Here is a 19,343-nt window from a genome sequence, read left to right as displayed (position 1 = left end):
TACGCGTTTGCTGCGATCGGCTTAAATGGATTGAGCAATTGCATGGGCGATTGCAGCAGCACAACACAGCGTCTTTGGAGAAATTCCCCTCGAAGAAATACTGGGGAGTACCGATGTCTGAGCATGGAGCGGCGAGGAAATTTGAGATTTAAGCACTCTATATGGGCATCATTCAAAACTAGAAAGCAGGGGTTGTAGTTCCCGCCGGAAGAGCAGCTTCTCTTCGACACTTGGCTCTAGCTCAAGCACCACACTTCGCTCCCCTTGGAGCGCTGGCGGAGGCGCAGAGGTCGTCGTGACGATGAACTGGAACGGCACTCGGCCGTCCTTGCCAAGTTGCTCAGCTGCCTCGGCTGCGGCGAGGAAGAACTCCCGGTACAAGAGTTCGCTCATGTCCGCTTCTCGCGGACAGTCATGAACCAGAAAGCCCGGATGGTTGCTGGCGTCCGACATCGCGGAGTCAAGCAGGCAGACAATGTCTCCGAGGAGCACCTCCAGCACCTGGTACGCCTCGCCGCCGCGCGCAACTTCGAATGGGCGAACCTCGTGTTCAGGGACGAAGCGCGCGTATCCTGCGGCCCCTAGTATTCTGGTCGACACAGCTGCCGTCAAAGCCTTGAGGGCATCGACTCTCGACGACTGCTGCGATTTTCGCCTGACTTCGTTCGCCCGAAGCGAACCCAACGCAGTTTCGTGCTTCTGCAGTTGTTTTCGGGCCTCGACTAATTCGGTCGTGTCGCCGCCCTGTGCCCTTCGCGTGTGTTGCTCTTGAAGCTCGTCCCAGGACTTTTTCAAAAACGTCCGCGCACTCTCGCTGGTGGCAATGCTGACACGCAGACGGCGAAGCGCAGCCTTCTGCTCGGTGATGGCCTTCTCTTGGGCCAATACCGCTGTTGCAAGCTTTTCGAAAGCTAGCTTCCGATCCTCGTAGCGTCTGTTCAGTTCAGGATTGCTCGCCTTGGCGTGTCTACCGTCCTGGAACCAAGTGATGCTGACCGCGTTCTTGCGCTCTTGGATGTAATGACAAGCATTGAACTCGATATCGCCAAGATCGCATCTGCCCCCTTCAAGCCCCTGTAGCCTTTCCCGCAGCTTGGTGAGGCGTTCATAGTCTGCGTGATTCGTATCCACCAGGGACTTCGCGATACCGACCTCGAGGTCGGCTCGGTCGCGAGCCTTGATCAACTCAAGCAGGCGCACCTGTTCTTCTGCCAAAACATCCTCCGCCCGCGCCACCTCCTGCTCCCATCGGCTCTCGTCCCGCTCAGCAGCCTGCAGGGCGGTTTGAACACGTGATTCGACGGATTCGCCAACCGTGGTCGCGAACACGGGCTCGTCTTCTCCGGCTCGTACCCTCAGGCGAAGTTGACGGTCGGCATGAGCCAACGCAAAAGCCGGCGCTCTTTCGAGCTCTGGGATGCGCTCCTTGTGCTGTTCGATCTGCTTCTGTTCGGCCTCGATGTCACGCAGAAGCCGATCCAACTCCTGGTCCACCAGACCCAGCACAGAGCCGACCAGCAGCGGCGGATCTCGCCGTGGCCGCTTGAAACCCAGACCTTCGCCTTCACGCCAGTGGTAGAAGCCGTCGAACCTGGTTCGCTGCTCCCTAATGCACCAGGCCAGTAGATGGCGCCACTCGAGCGGCTGATTTGTTCCAGGCAGGGAGCGGGCTGCAAACCGGCCAATCGAGAACTGCTCCAACGCGCGACCGTAGCCGTCGAAGTCGTTCGGCGCGGTGCCATTGAGCAACGAGTCCAGCTCATCGCATTGAGAAGCCATGGAGTGGCTGTACGAGCCGTACGGACGGAAAACCAGCCAAACGTCGTCATCTACGTGGACCTTCGCCGCGACACCACCTTTGGGAAAACTGCCAGCAGCCTTGTTGCGCAGACCGGTAATGGTCGGCGCATCGTCACCTAGCACATACCTCAGCAGCAGACACAGTGAGGTCTTACCGACGCCATGACCTGCGCTCGCCAATCCCGTGGCGTCGTTCGAGGCGGACTCTTTGGCCCAGACGATGTTCAGCCCAGTGTGCAGATTGATCGTCCGCATGAGCACCAGCGGATCACGGGATTCAACCAGCCATATCGTTTCAACCCAAAGCCTGGGTTGCGTGCGGACCGGACTATTCACCTTGAGCCAGGTTGACATGGCGTCCTCTTACTGTGTGCCGGTTGCCTTGGGACTTGCGGGCACTGCGCCGCTCTTATCGGCCTCCAGCGTTTTGCGCCGACTCTCGGCCAGCCACAGAAGTCGAGCAGCGTCGGGGTGTTCTGGTAGCTGGATGACATCGGCAGGCGGCGCGCCGATGCCTCGCGCAAAGAAGGCTTCACTACCCTGCGTTGAACGCACAAGCACATCTGCGCTAACCAGGCGTTGCACGATGGGCAGGATTCTGCTCAGGAGCGGCGTTACGTCTGCGATCCCGAGTGAATCTCGCAAGGCATCAAAGCGCGGTCCGTCGACTGCGTCCAAGTAGTGCGCTGCCGCCGTCAACACAGCTACTGCTGACTGGAGGTCCGCCAGCGAACTGCGCTCCGTTCGCTCGGCGACCAGTGCCGTCACCAGACCAGCCAGCCTGCCTTCTTCGGCGCTGCGAATCATTCCGTGCTCGGAGTACGAAATGAAAACCGGCTGTACCGCAGCCAATATGCTGGCCTGCTGATCCCACGCCTCCAGCACTAACCTGCGCGTCCGGTATTCACCGTAGGTCTTAATTTCACCTTCCTTCAATACCCGGAAGGTCTCGCTAGGGTAGTCGGCACCCATAACGTCCTTGGGGTCGAGGATGTAGCGCAGTTCGTCGCGGTTGAGGCCGTAGAGGCGGGCGTAGTAGGCGTCGAGCTCGGCGCGCAGTTGGGCACGGCGCTCGGGGTTCCATGCAAATGGTTTGCCCTGCTCGCTGGCGGGGCGCGGGTCGTAAGCGGCGAGGTTCTGGCCCCAAGCCTTCAGGTCGTTCGCGGTGTAAGTGAGCTCGAGGATGCGAGGGACGATGAAGTCGAGGTCGGCGTCTGTATAGCGGTCAGGCTGCAGCACTGGCAACTGTTTCATGAAATAGAAGCTGTAGTTGATCCCGCCGACCTTCTGGCGCGCGACGAAATCAAACGGCAGCGAGTTCAGCCCGGCGACGAAAGCAGCGCACGCCGGACCAGTAGCGGTGTTAGGAAACGAAAAGAGGAAAACACTGTCACCTTGCGCTGATCGCGGCATGACGGTCGCGATAGTTGTGCGCTCGTCGGTGGAGCGCGCATTTCGACGCCATCCCATCAGCCAACGTGGGCTACGGCTGTCCATCCAACAGTCGAGCATCATGCGCAGTGATTCCGCCAACGCACTTGTGCGCAGGGTCTCCGCCAGGGTCGTCAGCTCATCGTCGTCCAGGCGTGCGTCCTGGTTCTGCGTCGCCCACTTGGGAAACTCGACCAGCGCCTTCTTGGTCGTCAGACCTTCCCCGCGCAGTACATCGTACAGGCGCGGAAAGCTGGCCTTGAGCTGTACCTCGGTTGGCGCGATGTGGGGATGGGCTTGTGCCGGTGTCCAGCCGACTGCGATGGGAGCCTGCCCCGCTATACGGTGAAATATCTCGCCTGCCACCCATCGGGCCAGCGCCAGCAGCAGGTCAACCAGCGCAGCGTCCGGTACGGCTGGATCCCCTACATCTCGCGCTGCGTGCAGCGCCACCCAGGCTCGCGCCACGCGGGTAGGTACTCGGGCAATGCGGGTCAGTGTCTCACGCTCGTCCACCCAGTAGCGTGGGCGCACGGTGAAGGCGGAGTCGCACTTTTGCGCGTCGCAGACATCGGCAGGTTCCACCTGGCCTGTCGCGCCACTGCCGGCGTCCACATAGGTCGCCCAGCGGTGGTCGAATTGATGAATCATCTTCGCCTCATACAGAGGCAAGCGGACGGGCTGGTCGGGCGCGGCGGGAGTGCTCTCGAACAGGCCGCTGTCGCTGGTCATGTTGAAAATGCCCTGTGAGAATGAGATTCCCCACGGGTTCACCTCGGGCCGCAGTAGCTTGCCATCTTCATCCGTCGCAGCCTCGGCGATGAGCACGGGGGCGGCTCGGTAAAGCTTCTTGGTCAGCTCGGCATCGCGCTCGCTGCGAAAGACCGGGCAAGTCCGAGTATTGGGGTTGATGAGGGCGAAATCCTCAGGTGTCAGTGTGAAGCGACGACGGAGGTCTCCGACGTGCTCGACCTGGGTGGCAAAGCAGACGAACTCGGCCTGAGGCGAAGCCCCGAGCGTCAATAGCGAGAACTTGTAGCTCCGATGTACTGCAGGAAACACGGCATTGCTGTTCTCAAAGTCGTAGAGGTTCGCCAACCGTCCGCCGCTTGCGATATTGTCGAAGTAAGCCTTGGTGGAATCGTCGGTAGCTATGCCGGTGGGAACGATGAACCCTGCGCGCCCCTTTGCTGATGTCGCCTGCAAGAACGTCTCAGCGAACAAGGCATAGGTGTTGAGCTTGCCGAAGGCTGTAAGCGGAAAACGCCCACTCGCGCGGAAGTACAGGTTTGCAGCGTCGTACTGCCGTTTAGCGCTGTGGAACTGCCCCCACAACCAAGGCGTCGTGCGCTCCAGTTCGGCAATCGCCCTCTTGCGCTTATCGCCGGCGAGTGCGGCCACAGACGGTGCACGAGGCGCGAAGAACTCTTCCTCGCTGAGCTGAAGCTGTTCCCACGGCGGGTTGCCCAGCATCACGCTAAAGCCACCTTTGGCCACGACTTGCGGGAAGGCTAGCCACCAGTGGAAGACGCTGTGCTGGCGACACAACGCCTGAGCAGCATCCTCCACCTCCGCTTTGGGCGCCTGGCCGCTCAGCACGCTCCACATATAGCCCGACAGCGGCACAGTGTCGCCAGCGCTGACCAGCTTGGGTGCCAGGAAGGCGGCAACATAAGTATCGGCCAACCGAGCAAAGCTGCTCCGCTGTGCCTCAGCCTGCGCCGTAGTCCAGGCCTTGCGTTTGGCGGCCAGGTGCTCGGGCGTGTCGTCATCGAGGATCTCGACGCTGACAGCCTCCGCAGCCATGCCTGCCTGCGTCAGGAGGTCACCGCCGGTAATCTGGCGCCAGCTCTTCAGGTCGATCTTGTTCTGCTTCTTGAGGGCGCTGGCTACAGCCTTGTCGTCGCCAGAGAGCGCGGTGTACGCCTCATCGGGGATGCCGTCCTCCAACACCTTGGGGTCCAGCACACCCAACAGCGCATCGCCTACGCGAAGGTGATGGTCAACGAAGCTCAGCGGCCGGTCGGGCGAATAGGCCTCCAGCCATAGCGCTGTCTTGGCCAACTGGATGGCCATCGGGTTCTTGTCCACGCCGAAGATGCAGTGGCTGACTACGTCGCGCAGCGCGTGGCGGTAGTCGGCTGGCGTTGGAGCTCCACCTTCTCGCTCTGCAGCGGCACGGTGCAGCGCCACCTCGTCGGCGAGGCGGCGGGCAGCCGAGAGGAGGAAGTGGCCGCTGCCACAGGCGGGGTCGCACACGGTCAGTGCCAGCAGCGCCTGCACCGGTTGCTCCGGGTTGGCCTTCACTGTCTGGGCGATGACCGGCTCCAGCGCGCTCTTGATGAGTTCTTGCACCAGGCTGTCAGGCGTGTAGTAGCTGCCCGTTAGCTTGCGCTTATTGCCCTTGGTACTGGCGTCGCTCTCGTCATCGCCGACGAAGGCAAGCCGCGCCGTGGCAGGCGACGCCAAACTCTGCAGGTCCGGTACCAACTCCAGCAGGCTTTCATACACGCTGCCCAGCTCCTCGGGACCCATGTCGCGGTAGTTGACGCGTGAAAGGCTGCCATCGGCGCGAAACCAGCCGAGCTGGAACACGGCGGTCAGCAGGTGACGGTTGTCGAGATGGGCGGCGTCGAGGCGTGGGCACTGGTCGGCATCAAACAGACCGCCTAGCGCAGGCAGACCCAAAGCGGGTTCACCGACACCCAAGGCACCGAAGGTGATGCTCAGCGCTTGCCACAGATCCGCATGGCGATCGTGCTGGCTGTGGCGCACAGCCCGCTCGCGCAGCCAGGTGATGGAGTAGCCGGACAGGTATCGGGCCTTAGCCTCGTCACTGGCGTCTGGGGCGAACACTAGGCGTTCGCCGGTGCCCCGGTCGCGGCGGTCTTCCACCGTGGCTAAGAAGATGAGGCGGTAAACCAGTCGCAGCAGCTCTTCAAAGAAGGCCTGCCGGTCGTAGCCGTCCTGGGTGATCTGCAGTGCGGCACGCAGAGCGCTGTTGCCCGGGTGCGACAAGAATCCCGTGCCCAGCGCCCGCAGCGCCTCGGCCACCTGATAGCGAAGCTTGCCTCGCACCGTGACGCCGGCCTGCTGTCCTGCAGCTCGCCAACGCTCCCAGGGGCAGTCGGCGGGCGGCGTCTCGGCTGCGCCGAAGCGAGAGGCATGGGCCAACAGCCAGAAGGCGCTGAAGTCGGCCAGCAGCTCCTCAGTGAACATCGCCTCAAGGTCGACCTCGATATAGGCCGGGCGCGTGAGGCTGACGTTATCGCGCAGAATGCGCAACGTTAGACCGTTGCTGACGATGGCCCAAAGCGACGCATCGCTAGCGTTCAGCGCCTCCTGCGCCAGCATGAAGGGACTGCGGCGGCGGGTCTTGCCGGTGTCAGGGTTGGTCTCGCCGAAGTGTTCCGCAGCGCTGTCTAATGGCCGGTCGAAGCCCGCGAAGACCAGTGGCACGCGACCATCGCTGCCGGCATGGCCAACGGCATAGTGGTGACCGGCGTGTTCAATGGCTGGACAGGGTGCGGCGTCATGGAAGTGAAGCACATCGCGTAGCAGTGGCAGCAGCCATTCGCGCACGGTGACGTCGTGAGCCCGCACGTCTAGCCGCTGACGCAGGGCCTGGAAGTCCTTCCAGAGCGTCAGAGCAATTTTGAAGTCTCGGGCGATTTCGTCGCGAAGCTTCAGGCCCTTGGCAATGCGGTACTGGGCTTCGGTCTGCTCGGTGGCCTTCGGGTCGGCCAGCAGGGTGAGGCGCGTCAGTTCTTCGGCGGGGAGTAGGCCGCCTTCGATACGGATGGCGCGGTAGGCGAGCTGGTGGAGAGGCTTTTTGGCCATGGTGTTAGGCCTCCACGGAGGCAGAGGCGGCGGCGTCCGGCAACAGCACGTATAGGCCCATTACATCGACCGGCAGGCTGACCGCGACCTGGTAGCTGCCTCGGCCTTCGGCGGCTTCACGCACTCGGCGGTGGTCGGCCAACAGCGCCTGGGCGCGGGCCTTGGCCATGGCCTCTATCTGGGGTTGCCAGCCAGGCAAGGCGTCGAGGGCCGTCTGCAACTGACGATCACGCAGTGACGCGGGCATGTTGCGGGTGGCTTCGGCGCCCAACAATTGGCGGGTCAAGTCAGGGGCGAGCTCGGCAAAGGGTTCGGAGCCACTGGCTGCCACGGCAACAGCTTCCTCGCACATCAGCAGACGCGTCTGGCTGCCATGGGTGACGGTGAGCTGGTGGCGGATGCGCAGCAGCAGCACGGTGGTTTTAAGCGACACGTCCTGCACGAAGGCGGCGCCGGCACGGGCGACGACCGCATCGTCGGCCGCAGGCGCGCCATCATCGAGCGCTTGCTCCAGCAACGTGTCGGCCAGCACCGACACCAGCGGGTGCGTGCGGTGGATAAAGGTGGCACCCTGCGCCGCGGGTTGGTGGAAGTCGACGCGCAAGGTGCTGGCCAGGCCTTCGGCCGCAAGGCGCTCACGCACGGCAGGAGGTAGGTGCTCGGTCAACAGCTTGAAGTGCTGCTTGACGGGCTGCAGGGGCGCCCCTAGCTGGGCAGCGGCACGGCTGACGAAGCGCTCGACTTCGGCGTCATCACCGAGCACTGCGGCGGACTTGCGCCATTCTGGGAGCACGTCTTCGGGCTTGAGGCGCCGCTGGGCAAATATGCTGCGGTTCTGCTTCGCCTTCTCCCTGGCACTCTGCCAAGCAAGGTCGATTTCCTTCGCTGGCTCACCGAAAAGGTCCAGCTGTGATTGGGCGTTGAGCGCGCCCTTGCGCAGCAGCACGGCGTTCATCAGCGCCTGGGTGAGCTTGCCATCGTTGTCGGGCATGGGCACCAGCACGCCCAGCTCCTTACGGATACTCTCGGCCTTACGCAGTATGACCTGCAGGACAGCACCATCAACGGGGTTGTCCTCGCCGTACAGCATGGTGCTACGCACCTCGCGCGCTTTCTGTCCAAAACGGTCCACGCGTCCTTCGCGCTGTTCGTGACGGGTGGGGTTCCAGCTGAGGTCGTAGTGAACAACGGCAGTGAACAGACTCTGCAGGTTAATACCCTCGGACAGACAGTCCGTGGCTACCAAGACGCGGGACTCGCTCTCGCCCAACTGGTCCACCGCAGCCTCTCTTTCGTCGGGCGTCAACTCGCCGGTCACTGCCCTGACGGTGACGGACTTGAACTTTTCCTGTAGGGCCGCAGCCAGGTAATGCGCCGTTGCGATGTAGCGGCAGAAGACGACGGGCTGGAAGCCTTCCTTCAGCAGCAGGGCCAAATGTTCCTGCAGCTTGGCGAGCTTGGGGTCTTTCTGTTGGCCGGCGAGTGCGGCAGCGCTGGCCATCAGGGCGTCTAGGCGTTGGCTGTCTTCGGTCTTGGCGCCCGGCTCGAGGTCGTCGGTGGACAGCGCATCGTCGGTGCCGTCCAGCACGCGGTCGGTAGCCTGGGACTCGAATTCTTCGAGCGAGGTAACTTCAGTCTGGCCCGCTTCGCCCAGAGCGCCCTGCAGTCGGGTGCGCAGCGCGTTTACCGCAGCGGCCGGGGACGACGAGATGCAGCGCAGCAGCGCCAGGGCCGCCCACCAGTTCATGCGCTGCTCACGCAGTGCTCGCCCTTCGGAGCGCTCGACCAACTCACGGGCATACGACAGCACGTCGTTGAACAGCTGGCCCCACGCGCCAGTGAGCTTGTAAGTGATTTCTGCCGAGCGCCGCTCGGGGAACATTGAGGTGTCCTGCCACTCGGCGATGTCAGGCCGGCGACGCTGGACGAAGTGCCGGGACAGGTCTTCGCGCAAGTCACTGCGCTGGCCAGCGGGCATGTCCTTCAACTGAGTGAAGTCAGCCCGTAGCAGGCCTAGCAGGTTGAAGAAGGCCTCATCGTCCCCGCTGTGAGGCGTCGCGGTGAGCAGCACCAGATGGCGCGCCGCGTCAGCTGCCAGGCCTTTGAGCAACTGATAGCGCTGTTGGCGGCCCTGGCCAGCCTGGGTGCAGGTGTGTGCCTCGTCGACGAGGACGAACTCGGGACAAAAGCGCTGGAAGGCTTCACGCCGGCGCTCCGACTTGATGTAGTCCAGGCTCACCACCGTGTAGGGGTGAGCATGGAACACCGAGGTGCCGGGCGGCAGGTCGCGCTCCAGACGGTCGGCGGTATTCGAGCGAACGACGACAGCCTGGATGTGGAAGCGCTCCGCCAGCTCGCGCTGCCACTGCTCGCACAGATGCGGTGGGCACAGCACAGCTAGGCGCTGGACCTCACCTCGGTCGAGCAGCTCTCGGGCAATGAGCGCACCCTCAATTGTCTTGCCGATGCCGACGTCGTCGGCAACTAGGAGTCGCACCGTCGGCTGCTTGAGCGCCATGAGCAGCGGCACGAGCTGATAGGCGCGCGGCTCGACGGCAATGTTGCCGAAGCTGCGAAACGGACCTGCACCGCTTCGGAGCTTTAGTTGCAGGGCATCGAGCAGCAGTTGGCTGGCCGAATGGTTGCGCGCTTGGGCGACCGAGGGCCAAGGGAACGTGGCGGACTGGACCGGCTGGCGTTCCAAAGGCAGGTAAATGAGCGTCTCATCGCGCTCACCTCCGCCCAGGGGGCGCAGGCGCAGGGTCTCCGCGTCGGACTCAGGGAGAACTATCCATTCTCGGCCACGGGCAGAAATCAAGCTGCCTGGCATAAAGTTAATGCTCGTCATCAATGCAGCTTCTCTTTCAGCAGCTGAGTAAGCTGCTTGACTATGTAGTGACTAGGGCTGCTCGGCTTCGCGATTGAACTGTGGCCTTCGCCAGGCACCGTGAAGGTCTCACCGGGGCTCGCTGCAGCGTCTGTCAATGGGACCACATCGTCATCAGTACCAACGAAGTTGCAGATGTAGCAGCCGCTCTTCGTGGCGCACCACTTCTTCCAGGCCTCATTAGTCTGGAGAAGTGCACCGGAGCTCTTGCTGAGCACCTGCATGTGAGGATTCGCCGAGAGCACCGGCAAGTGCTTGACTAGACCGGCGAGAGACGAACCTGTAGTTGGAGAAGCAAGCAATGCCACACAACGTGTTCTGTCACCGAGCTCAGCAGGAAGGAGACCTAATCCGCACACCTCGCTCAGCATCTTCCTGACGAGAATCCCTCCAAGGCTATGCGCCACGAACGCAACCGACGCATATCCCTTCAGCAATACCTCGCTACCCAAGTGTTTCGCCAGTGAGAACAGGTCGGTCCCAGCGAAAAAGCGTGATTCATAGATATATTTCGTGCACTTCGCGGGCACCGCTTCCTTGAGATATTCAGGAAGCTGTCCAAAGGTGGTATCGCCACCTCCTAGTCCGTGGACGAACACGACCAGCGTGTCATTCCTCACCTGAGCCAAAGCCTCTTGAACATCCTGCAACCCAAACGAGCATTGCACTGTTGCTCCGTACAATGGATTGGTCGTGGTACCTGCATCTGGTTGTGCGGCCTCGATAGCCCGGCGCAGATTGAATGCATGGAGCAGCTTCATCATCAGATTCGCCAAGATGCTTCCTTGGCGAATCTCCCCCACAAACTCAATGTCTTCTGGAAGACAGCCCGCGGCCTCGCATACCACTTTTGTGACCGTTCGCCTCGCTGCATCTGGATCTTCGCCATAAGGCACATTAAGGCGTAGGCTCACTTCGACGACGTCGTCGAGCTGTCGCGACGAGGTCGCAACTTGGAGCGGCCGGCCGAACAAATCGCCATTCCCGGCAAAGATGTTTGGCCACGTTGCGACGTCTGAGGAGAACCGCACAACTAAGTAGCCGAGTTCGTCAAGGGCCTGGTTGATGCGCTTGTCGTGAGCTTGCCGCGATTGCGTTTCGTGATGTGGCCCGTCAATGAAGACCGCGAGATTCAGGTCGTCATAAAAGAAGTCGGCGGTGGCCTTGACACCTGGAACTGCGTACTGACCGCGGTCTGGCTTGCGGTACCCGTGCTTGGCCACGAATTCAAGCCAGTCGTGCTCCAAAGAGCTCCCGGCTGTTCGCGATAACTCGGCATCGTGCTGATCAGGGTCACGTCCTTGTGTTCCCCGGCGAGCGAGCGCGTTGGTCAGACGACACAGGATGTCTAGCAACAGGCCGCCGGCGTCTTTGTCCTTGCGGTCGATGAGCTTGTGGTCGGGCTGGTTGTAGTACGACAGCAGGCAGCGGTAACAACCGGCCTCGCACAGCGGTTTGCCATTGTGGTCCAGCTCTTCGGTCAGCTCTTTCCGGGTCCATGGATGGACAGCAGGCGGCGTCACGAAATGCATGACCTCAAGCGCCTTAGCAGCGACGGCGGACATGGCTTCAGGTTCAGTGGCTAAGCGTGTCAGCACGCCGGCACCACCTTCGGCGGCCTCGAACAGCAGGATGGACTGGCGGTTGTCGCGGGTGGGCAGCGGCTCGGCCATTAGCTCGCTTTCTTCGAGCTGATATACCGCCTCGATGCCGCGCTTGAGCGCGTATTGCAAGGTCGTCAGCGTCTCGGTTTCGAGCTCGCCCAAGCTGTGATGCGGCCGCACGATGAGGATGTTCCGGCGGTCCTCCACGTAAGGCACGATGCGCTGTGGGGGTGTCTTGTCCGGCGGCGCCTCGCCCTCGGTATCGGACGCTCCATTGCCGTCGTCGACACCGCCGACCCAGTGGCCGGTCACGGGGTTCATCATGAAACCCTGGATGGACTTTTCCTTGCGACGGCGCCAGCCGAAGTTCATGCGCCAGACAGTGGCCGCCGGACCGTATTGCATCTCCAGCAATGGACCTTTCTCGTCCTCGATCACCGTGGTGACCATCTGCAGCTTTCCGTCGGCTTCGGCGAATTGCAGCGTGGTCTGCATCTCATAGCCCTGACGCACGCGCTCTTCTTCATTCGCTGTGATGCGTTCGGCCCGCTTCGTCGAGACGTTCTCGATGCGATAGAGATTCTTGACCTCAGGCGCGCCGGACAGCGAGGCGCCGCAGGATACGCAGCGGTCTGCGTCACGCTGGGACCTGAAGTGGCCATAGCCGCAAGTCGGGCACAAGCGTGCGACTTCGGTCGGCAGCTTGGCACCCTCGGTCACCTGGTCCTGGCCGGTGATGGTCAGCAGGGCCTTAGTGACGCGGTACTGGCTGCCCTCATGATAGATAAGGCTGTAAGGGCCGAACTCGCTCAATGCCAGGAAGCGCGGACGCGACAAGAAACTCTCACGCCCTATCGAGCCCCGCCGCGCAGGCAAGTAGGCCAGCAGCGGCAGACGTGGAAAGTTATAGCCTGGAAGGAAGCCCTGGGAGGCTAGGTAACGGTAGGTGTAGAAATCCGAGTTGAAGGCGCTGTCGCCAGCCAGCAGCAGGTCACGCTGCTTGCGAGCCTCGTTGTGGCGCTGCTGGGCTTCGCGGCGCTCGCGTTCCGAGGCGGCAGGGTTATTCTCGATCTTAAAGTTAAGCTCGATAGCTTGTGCCGTCGCGCGATACAGATCGCGCCAGCGCTGCAGCGCGCTGTCGAACTCGCGGTACGCCCGTTGGAAGACCGAATCGGCCCATTGCTCGCTGTACCACGGCGCATTCTGCGTCGTGAGCTCGTTGGCCAGCATGCCCAGGACCTTAAGGCCGCGCTGGTGGGCGCGCCTCTTCGCGTCAGCCCTATCGAGGTCGGCGACCACGTCTTCGGCAACCGGCAGCCCTTCAGGCTCGTTCATATCGAGCAGGTCGCGAACGCTATTACCTAGGCGCTTGCTGGTCTCGGCCAGCCAAATGGCGTGCATGTGGCTTTTGACCAGTTCCAGGTTGGCCAGATCCAGTGTCGGTGCATTGACCTGCCCGTGCACCATGCGCACTGGGTCGCGGAAGTAGTACTGATCGTGCGGGCTCTGCGATGCGCAGTAGGTAATGACCAAGGCGGGCTGACCGGCGCGTCCTGCACGGCCGCTGCGCTGCGCGTAGTTGGCCGGCGTGGGCGGCACGTTGCGCATGTAGACCGTGTTCAGCGACGAGATGTCAACGCCCAGCTCCATGGTCGGCGAACAGAACAATACCGGCAGCCATTCGAGCTCGGCGCCGTTCTTCTTGCGCCAGTCATCACGGTCTTTATTGGTGTAGCGAAAGCGGGCTTCTCGCTCGAGCCGGTCGTCCTGCTCAACCTGGGCCGTATGCTCGCGGGCCTCGAAGTCGAAGAGCTGGTGTACTGGACTGGCCAGCAACCCCGCGATGTTGCGGTACAAGGCACGGAAGAACTTGTTGTCCTCCGCCTGACGCTGACTCTGGCCTGAGCCAGCCTCCCATAGCAAGGCCGTGCCATTGAGCTGCCAGCCTGTGAGGCCGACATCGGTCTCTTCGCGCTTAACCAAGCCATAGGATTCGGCAGCCTTGAGCAGCGCGGAGACGACGTCCTGGTAAGTCTGGTCGTTGATGTCCTTGTAGTAGGGATTACCGCCGCCCCAAGTGCTGCTTTTGCGAAGTTCGCGGCCAAACCGTGAACGGCTAGAGCCGATGACCAAAAAGTCCTCGATCTGCACACGGCGACCGCGGCGGTCGGATTCTTCGCGTGGACGTGAGATGACGAACCATCGAGCCGGCACGGGCCGCTCGTCTTCGGTAAATCCCCAGGGCTCGCGCAGGTTGGCATAGCTCTGGGTGCGCAGCTGCTCAAGTTCGGAGCGGTCGAGATAGCGTGTGGAGATGCAGAGCCCTTGGCGCATGAAATCGAACAACTCGCGCAGGACCTTGGCCCTCTCGTCCGGAGTGGCAGCTCGCAAGACTAGGGGGGCATCAGCCCACTCGGCAGAATCAGCAGCGAGGTCGTCGATGTCCTGATAGCCAATGCGAATCAGGCCAAGCTGTTCAAGGTTGGGATTGTTGTAGCGCCAACCGCGCCTCAGATCGAAGTAGGTGCGGTAACCCAGGATGCCGCGCATAGCCTCCTGCACTTGCCGCCGTGTGTTGCCCTTGACTTCGGGCTGCTGCATGTACTCGGCTCGGACCGCCGGATCGTCGCGGTGGAAGCCCAGGGCTTCGAAGACTGCATTGGCGACCTCGCGCTCGGATAGCGCTTGGTCATCGCCCTTCTGCACGGCAGACAGCAACGCCGCGCGAGTCAATAGAACTTGCAGGAAGTCGTTGAAGTGGCCAGCCTGCAGCGCGGCATCCTGCCGGTTGTCGGAGAAACCTAGAACCTTCTTGGCCTCGGCCGAGAGCTGTTGATCCTGCTCGTACAGGTAGCGCAGCGCCGACAAAGTGAGCACCGTCGTGGCTGAGCTTCGGCCTTCGCCCGACAACGACGTAAGACGCAAGGCATCCTTACCTGAGGAGGTGTGGCTGACACCGCAGGCCAGGCAGAAGCGGAACGCCCCGGGGATAAACCAAGCCTGCAGACCCTTGTCGTTGGTGATGACGCCGTCCGGACGCACCTCCACCGCCTGCGGCACGAACTTGCGCTGGGCCGACTTGATGCGCCATTCGCCGTCGGCACGCTCCTCCAGCCAAGTTTCAGGATAGCGCTCCAGAGCTTCCGGCTCCCAAATGCCGCGACCGTCCGGCATCAGGAAGCCGAACTTCACCTGTTCGTCGTCGTGTTGCCGCTCGTCGATGTTGCGCACATCGAAGCCTCGGCCCTCGGGGCCGTCGGTGTCCCAGACTGGGATGTATTCCTGGCCGCAGTCGCGGCAGAAATGCACATGGTAGTAGCGCCGCTGTCGGTCGTCGTCGCCTGAAACGAACTGCTGCCCATCCAGCGTGATGGCTCGATGGTTGGGCGCTTCGAGCGTCGTATAGACCTTGCCGCCGCCAGCGATGAACTGGTGCAGCTTGAAGGCGAATAAGCTTTTACCAGCGCTGTCAGTAACAGCGTAGGCGCGAAGCATGAACTTCTGAAGGTAAGCCTGGCAATTAGCAACGGATTCGCCGGAGGCGTCGTGCAACAGCTGTGATGCATCTGCGAGTGTGCGCGGGCGCGCACGACGCAGCTTGTCGTCTTCGTAGGTCAAGCCTAAGGTGAGTTCCACCCAAACGGACATTGGATGCGCAGCCATGGCCTCGAAGCCGAGATCCATCGGCACGCCAGCACGGATAGCCGCGCCGAGCTTGCTCTGTACAGTTTCGAGCGTTTGGTTTTCAGGCGTCGTGCGGCGCAGGGTTTCGGTGATGACGTTGCGGTCCGCAATGGATGTGCCAAAGAGACGCCGCGCCACCTTCGCCACCACGGCTTTGCGCTCCAATTGCGTGCCTTCGGACGCCATCGTGGCTGAGGTACCAATGCAGATGAGTTCGTCAGACAGAGCTTCGCGCACGCGACGCACTAATAGCGCCACGTCAGCGCCTTGGCGACCACGATACGTATGTAATTCGTCAAGGACCAGGAAACGCAGACCCTTGGCGTTGCGCATCACCGCCTTGTCAATGTCGTTCTGCCGGGTCATCAGCAGCTCGAGCATCATGAAGTTGGTCAGGAGGATGTCCGGCGGCGTGGCGGCCATGGCCTGGCGCTCTTCATCGGATTCCTGGCCTGTATAGCGGCCGAAGGTCACGGCCTGGGCGGCGGAGTTTGAACCCAGGAACTTCTTCAACTCCTCAAGTTGCGAGTTAGCTAGCGCGTTCATCGGGTAGATGACGATTGCGCGTGTGCGAGGTGCCGGGTCGACCTTTTTAGCCTTGAGGCATGCATCGACAACAGGAATGAAGTAGCTGAGAGACTTGCCCGAGCCCGTTCCAGTAGTCAGCACGTAACTCTCGCCGGCTAATGCCAAGTTAATGGCCTCGGCCTGGTGCTTGTACAACGGCAGCGTAACGCCAGCCGAGCTAGCCGATTTCCCAAGCCGGAAGATTCCAGAGCACTCTGTGGCCAGCTGACCAGCCTGGACCAGCTCGTCGACCGTGCCGCCCGATTGATAGTTCGGGTTGATTTGGATGAGCGGCTCAGGCCAATAGCGCTGGCTGTCGTACTCGCTATCGACAAAGGCCTTGATATCACCGGACCGGATGCGCGTGAAGCTGCGCGTGAACTGCTCGTACTCGCCGACGAGGTGTTCTCGAAAATCGAAGACGTCCACCACCACTTCCCCCTGTGTTGGCCGCTTAGCGGCTTTTCGGCTGCCTTTGCTGGACTTGGATACCCTGTTCATCGCAGTGCTGGCGGACCAGCACTTCTACGAGGTTGGCTAGCGTTCTGTGCTCTCGGTACGCTGCCAAGCGGATCAGCTCCTTCAATTCGGGCGAGACCCGAAGGTTGAGGGTTTCTGTCTTGCGTTCCATGGCTGCATCCGCGCGGTTTAGTACCGCTAATGTAACGCATATGTACGCCACGCGCCCACGGCTTGAGTAGCGGTTGGCAGGCCCAATGTCCCCAAGACATGGCCGCCGCGACACTCAAACCCGCCGCGGGACTGCTAGCCTTGGTACAAAGGGCTCCGCGACATGGAGGCTGTGACCCAGAGACATACTCCCATGGCTACGCGCGGCTCTCTGTTAAAAGTCGAGAATTTCAGCTGCTCAATAGCGTCGCCCCCAAGCCAAAATCAGGGCCTACATGAAAGATCTGGATGATTCCGGGCTTCGCCTCCTAGCGTACCTCGTCGCTCATCTGCCGAAAGCCAAGCCCCACGATCCACGCACTTTCGTCGGCTATAAAGATGCCCATGACGCATTGGGGCTTTCTTTGCTTGGCTCCTCTTACGGCGTGAGCCTGAAATCGCAGGGCCTCAACTCGCTCGCCGATTGGACGGTCGATCATGGTCTTCCTGGTATCACAGGCCTCATTATCGATCGTGAAAAACTCTACCCTGGTGAGGGCTACTTTAAGCTGTTCGGATTTGACGAAGATCCATTCAATAAATGGGCGAATGAGATCGCGCGTGCAAAGGCATTCGATTGGTCGAGTTATCTAAATCCGGTTGCGACGAAGCCAAAGCCTGTGATTTGCGTAGAACACCAAGACACAAAGCGAACCTCGGCTATCTGGCGCCTAATTGCACATCACGAGCATCCGAAGGAGTCACTGGAGTGGATGGAAATCCACAATGTGATCGCGATTGGCTGGTCCGAGACAGGTGATCTTAGTGATTTAGTCCCGGAAGATTCGGCCGACATTGGTCGCCGCATTCGGGATGTCTATCCAGATCTCGAAAACTCGGCGCAGGGCGGCCCGAGCTTGTGGAACCTATATCACGAAATGCAGATCGGGGATTTGGTCATTGTCGCTGCGAACGGAACCCGCCGCGTAATGGAAGTCGTTGGTGACTATTTCTTTGCCGATCAAAATAGTCAACTGATCGGATATCAGCACCAGCGCGCAGCAATGCTTACAGCTATGGACGCCGATGAGCTCTGGGACGACGTAGGCCGTGACGTCGAGAAGGGGCAGAATCAACGTTGGACGTTGGCGAAATGCAGGTCGAGCGCTGATGCCCAGCGTAGCGCATACATGGAGGGAGGTCGTTTCGAAGTGCGATCAACGGCTGTCGAGCGCAATCCTAAAGCGCGATTGGATTGCATCGCACACTATGGTCCTCGTTGTTTTGCCTGTGGTTTCGACTTCACGATAACTTACGGTGAACTGGGAAAAGACTTTATTCACGTACATCACCGGAAGGACATAGCACTGTCTAACGGTGTGTACGTTATCGATCCGATCGAACATCTGATTCCCTTGTGTCCCAATTGTCATGCAATGGTGCATAGAACGAGGCCTTCGATGAGCGTTGAAGCGCTACAGGAACTCATCAGATTGCGGCAACAGGTGACGCGATGATGACTTAAGACAGCACTTCGCTACTGAGAAGCAAAAGCCATCCTATCCAGAGCTGGCCGAAGAGCCGGATCTCATAGTCCCTTAGGACCGGTGGTCAGGCTGCAAACAGTCCGCTACTCAACAGGGGGACGTCGACATCAGGGAGGTGCTATGGACGCCCACTTAAACGAAGCAGTGGTCTTTGTGCTCATTGGCTGGAACGACACCTATGACGGCACAACGCGAATTGTTGGCGGCCATAAGTATCTGAAAGCCAATCCTACCAATAACAGCGAAATGCGGGCTCTTGTCAGAGATTCCGATGGCTATTTCCATTGCGGAGCTGGTCGTGGAGCACTCAAAGAAAAAATGGTAACCGCTGTATTGGTTGCACGTCATCCCATCAGCCTAAGCTATGAGGCCGTAGCGATTTACCATAACGCGTTGCCCAGAGTAGGCAAGGACCAGTGGGCTACCGTATCGGCGCAAAGAATTACCGTTTTTCCTATCAACGGTAGGCCTACTTTTAATGACTGGCCTGCTGGTCAAGGGATGCGCCGATGGGCTCATAGAAACCTCCGGGGACCTGCGCATTCTCGTCTACTATCCACCTACAAGCGCATATTAAACGCGGTTGGAACACGAGTTGGCGAACGGGATTCAGACGACTATGAGCTGAGCGGGTTCGAAGGAAGTCTACGTGCACGTTTCAAAACCCACAGGCAGCGCGAAGGAAGGCTGCGCGCGGAAAAGATCAATCAGGCGCTGGTCAAAGGTAACGGCCGGCTGAAGTGCGAAGTGCCGGGGTGCCGCTTTGAATTTATGACCGTCTATGGCGAGATCGGCAGAAATTTCGCGCATGTTCACCACAAGCTTCCATTGGCGTCGGGCAGAAGGAGAACGACGCTAGATGATCTGGTGATTGTGTGTGCAAACTGCCATGCGATGATTCACCGCGATGGTGGATGCAGGGACTTTAGAACCCTTATCAAGGGACCTCGATAAAGAGGATGGTTGCGCCTGGGGATCGTTTTCGCGGGTAAGGAGTGCTATCCCGCGCGCGACTGGAGAGCAAGATTCGGAAAGTCGGTGAGCGTTCGCAAAGTATTCTGGTGGCCAAACTATGCGGGACGACCGCGGCCAAACTATGAGAGATCGCGCAACACGCTCCGCAAAATAGGTTTCGCTCCGCAATCAATCGTCCTTGAATATGTCGCGCCCCTACGCCAGATTCATCAGGCGGGGGAAAACGCTACCGGCTGCCCTGCCTGCTTCCCGAAGCCGCAGCGTCGCCGTACCAGGTGACGCGCGCCCCCCCGCGAGCGCCGATCACGACAGAAAGCCCACGAGGCCGACAGTCGGCTCCCCAACGAGTGGACGATCTGCCCGTCGCACGGCGGCTTCAGCCTGAACGTGCACGGCGCG

Annotated in this window: 7 protein-coding genes; 2 read left to right on the top strand and 5 right to left on the bottom strand. The window is 60.7% G+C overall.

Translation table 11 applies throughout. The features are described 5' to 3' along the window. Positions 1–168 precede the first annotated feature (168 nt). From PI246_RS11290 to PI246_RS11270, 5 genes are read right to left on the bottom strand one after another with little or no spacing between them, the layout of a single operon-like run. Positions 169–2,154, bottom strand: coding sequence for a hypothetical protein (locus tag PI246_RS11290; RefSeq protein WP_320551397.1), 1,986 nt, complete (start codon positions 2,152–2,154; stop codon positions 169–171). Positions 2,155–2,163: 9 nt separating this feature from the next. Further along, a complete protein-coding gene (locus tag PI246_RS11285; protein ID WP_320551396.1) occupies positions 2,164–7,071 on the bottom strand; it encodes an Eco57I restriction-modification methylase domain-containing protein in 4,908 nt (1,635 codons plus the stop codon). A gap of 4 nt (positions 7,072–7,075) precedes the next feature. Further along, entirely contained in the window at positions 7,076–9,919 is a 2,844-nt protein-coding gene (locus PI246_RS11280; RefSeq protein ID WP_320551395.1) for a helicase-related protein, read from the bottom strand. Further along, positions 9,919–16,242 (bottom strand): alpha/beta fold hydrolase, encoded by a 6,324-nt coding sequence (locus PI246_RS11275; RefSeq protein ID WP_320551394.1) that lies wholly within the window; start codon positions 16,240–16,242, stop codon positions 9,919–9,921. Before PI246_RS11275 ends, PI246_RS11280 begins: the two co-directional genes overlap by 1 nt. A 25-nt stretch (positions 16,243–16,267) precedes the next feature. Beyond that, the gene (locus PI246_RS11270; RefSeq protein WP_320551393.1) at positions 16,268–16,444 is read right to left on the bottom strand and encodes a DUF1778 domain-containing protein; all 177 of its coding nucleotides are present in this window, start codon (positions 16,442–16,444) and stop codon (positions 16,268–16,270) included. Positions 16,445–16,718: 274 nt separating this feature from the next. Here PI246_RS11270 and PI246_RS11265 point away from each other — a divergent pair, with 274 nt between their 5' ends. Together PI246_RS11265 and PI246_RS11260 are read left to right on the top strand one after the other, a co-directional pair. Beyond that, a complete protein-coding gene (locus tag PI246_RS11265; RefSeq protein WP_320551392.1) occupies positions 16,719–17,939 on the top strand; it encodes a hypothetical protein in 1,221 nt (406 codons plus the stop codon). Positions 17,940–18,089: 150 nt separating this feature from the next. After that, a complete protein-coding gene (locus PI246_RS11260; protein WP_320551391.1) occupies positions 18,090–18,923 on the top strand; it encodes an HNH endonuclease in 834 nt (277 codons plus the stop codon). The last annotated feature ends 420 nt before the right edge of the window (positions 18,924–19,343 follow it).

The sequence above is a fragment of the Luteibacter sahnii genome (assembly GCF_034063545.1).
GTDB lineage: Bacteria > Pseudomonadota > Gammaproteobacteria > Xanthomonadales > Rhodanobacteraceae > Luteibacter > Luteibacter sahnii.
This window is presented reverse-complemented; position numbering and strand designations above follow the sequence as displayed.

Coding starts and splice junctions, on each gene's coding strand:
- PI246_RS11290 (WP_320551397.1), bottom strand. CDS start 2,154: ATGTCAACCTGGCTCAAGGTGAATAGTCCGGTCCGCACGCAACCCAGG.
- PI246_RS11285 (WP_320551396.1), bottom strand. CDS start 7,071: ATGGCCAAAAAGCCTCTCCACCAGCTCGCCTACCGCGCCATCCGTATC.
- PI246_RS11280 (WP_320551395.1), bottom strand. CDS start 9,919: ATGACGAGCATTAACTTTATGCCAGGCAGCTTGATTTCTGCCCGTGGC.
- PI246_RS11270 (WP_320551393.1), bottom strand. CDS start 16,444: ATGGAACGCAAGACAGAAACCCTCAACCTTCGGGTCTCGCCCGAATTG.
- PI246_RS11265 (WP_320551392.1), top strand. CDS start 16,719: ATGAAAGATCTGGATGATTCCGGGCTTCGCCTCCTAGCGTACCTCGTC.
- PI246_RS11260 (WP_320551391.1), top strand. CDS start 18,090: ATGGACGCCCACTTAAACGAAGCAGTGGTCTTTGTGCTCATTGGCTGG.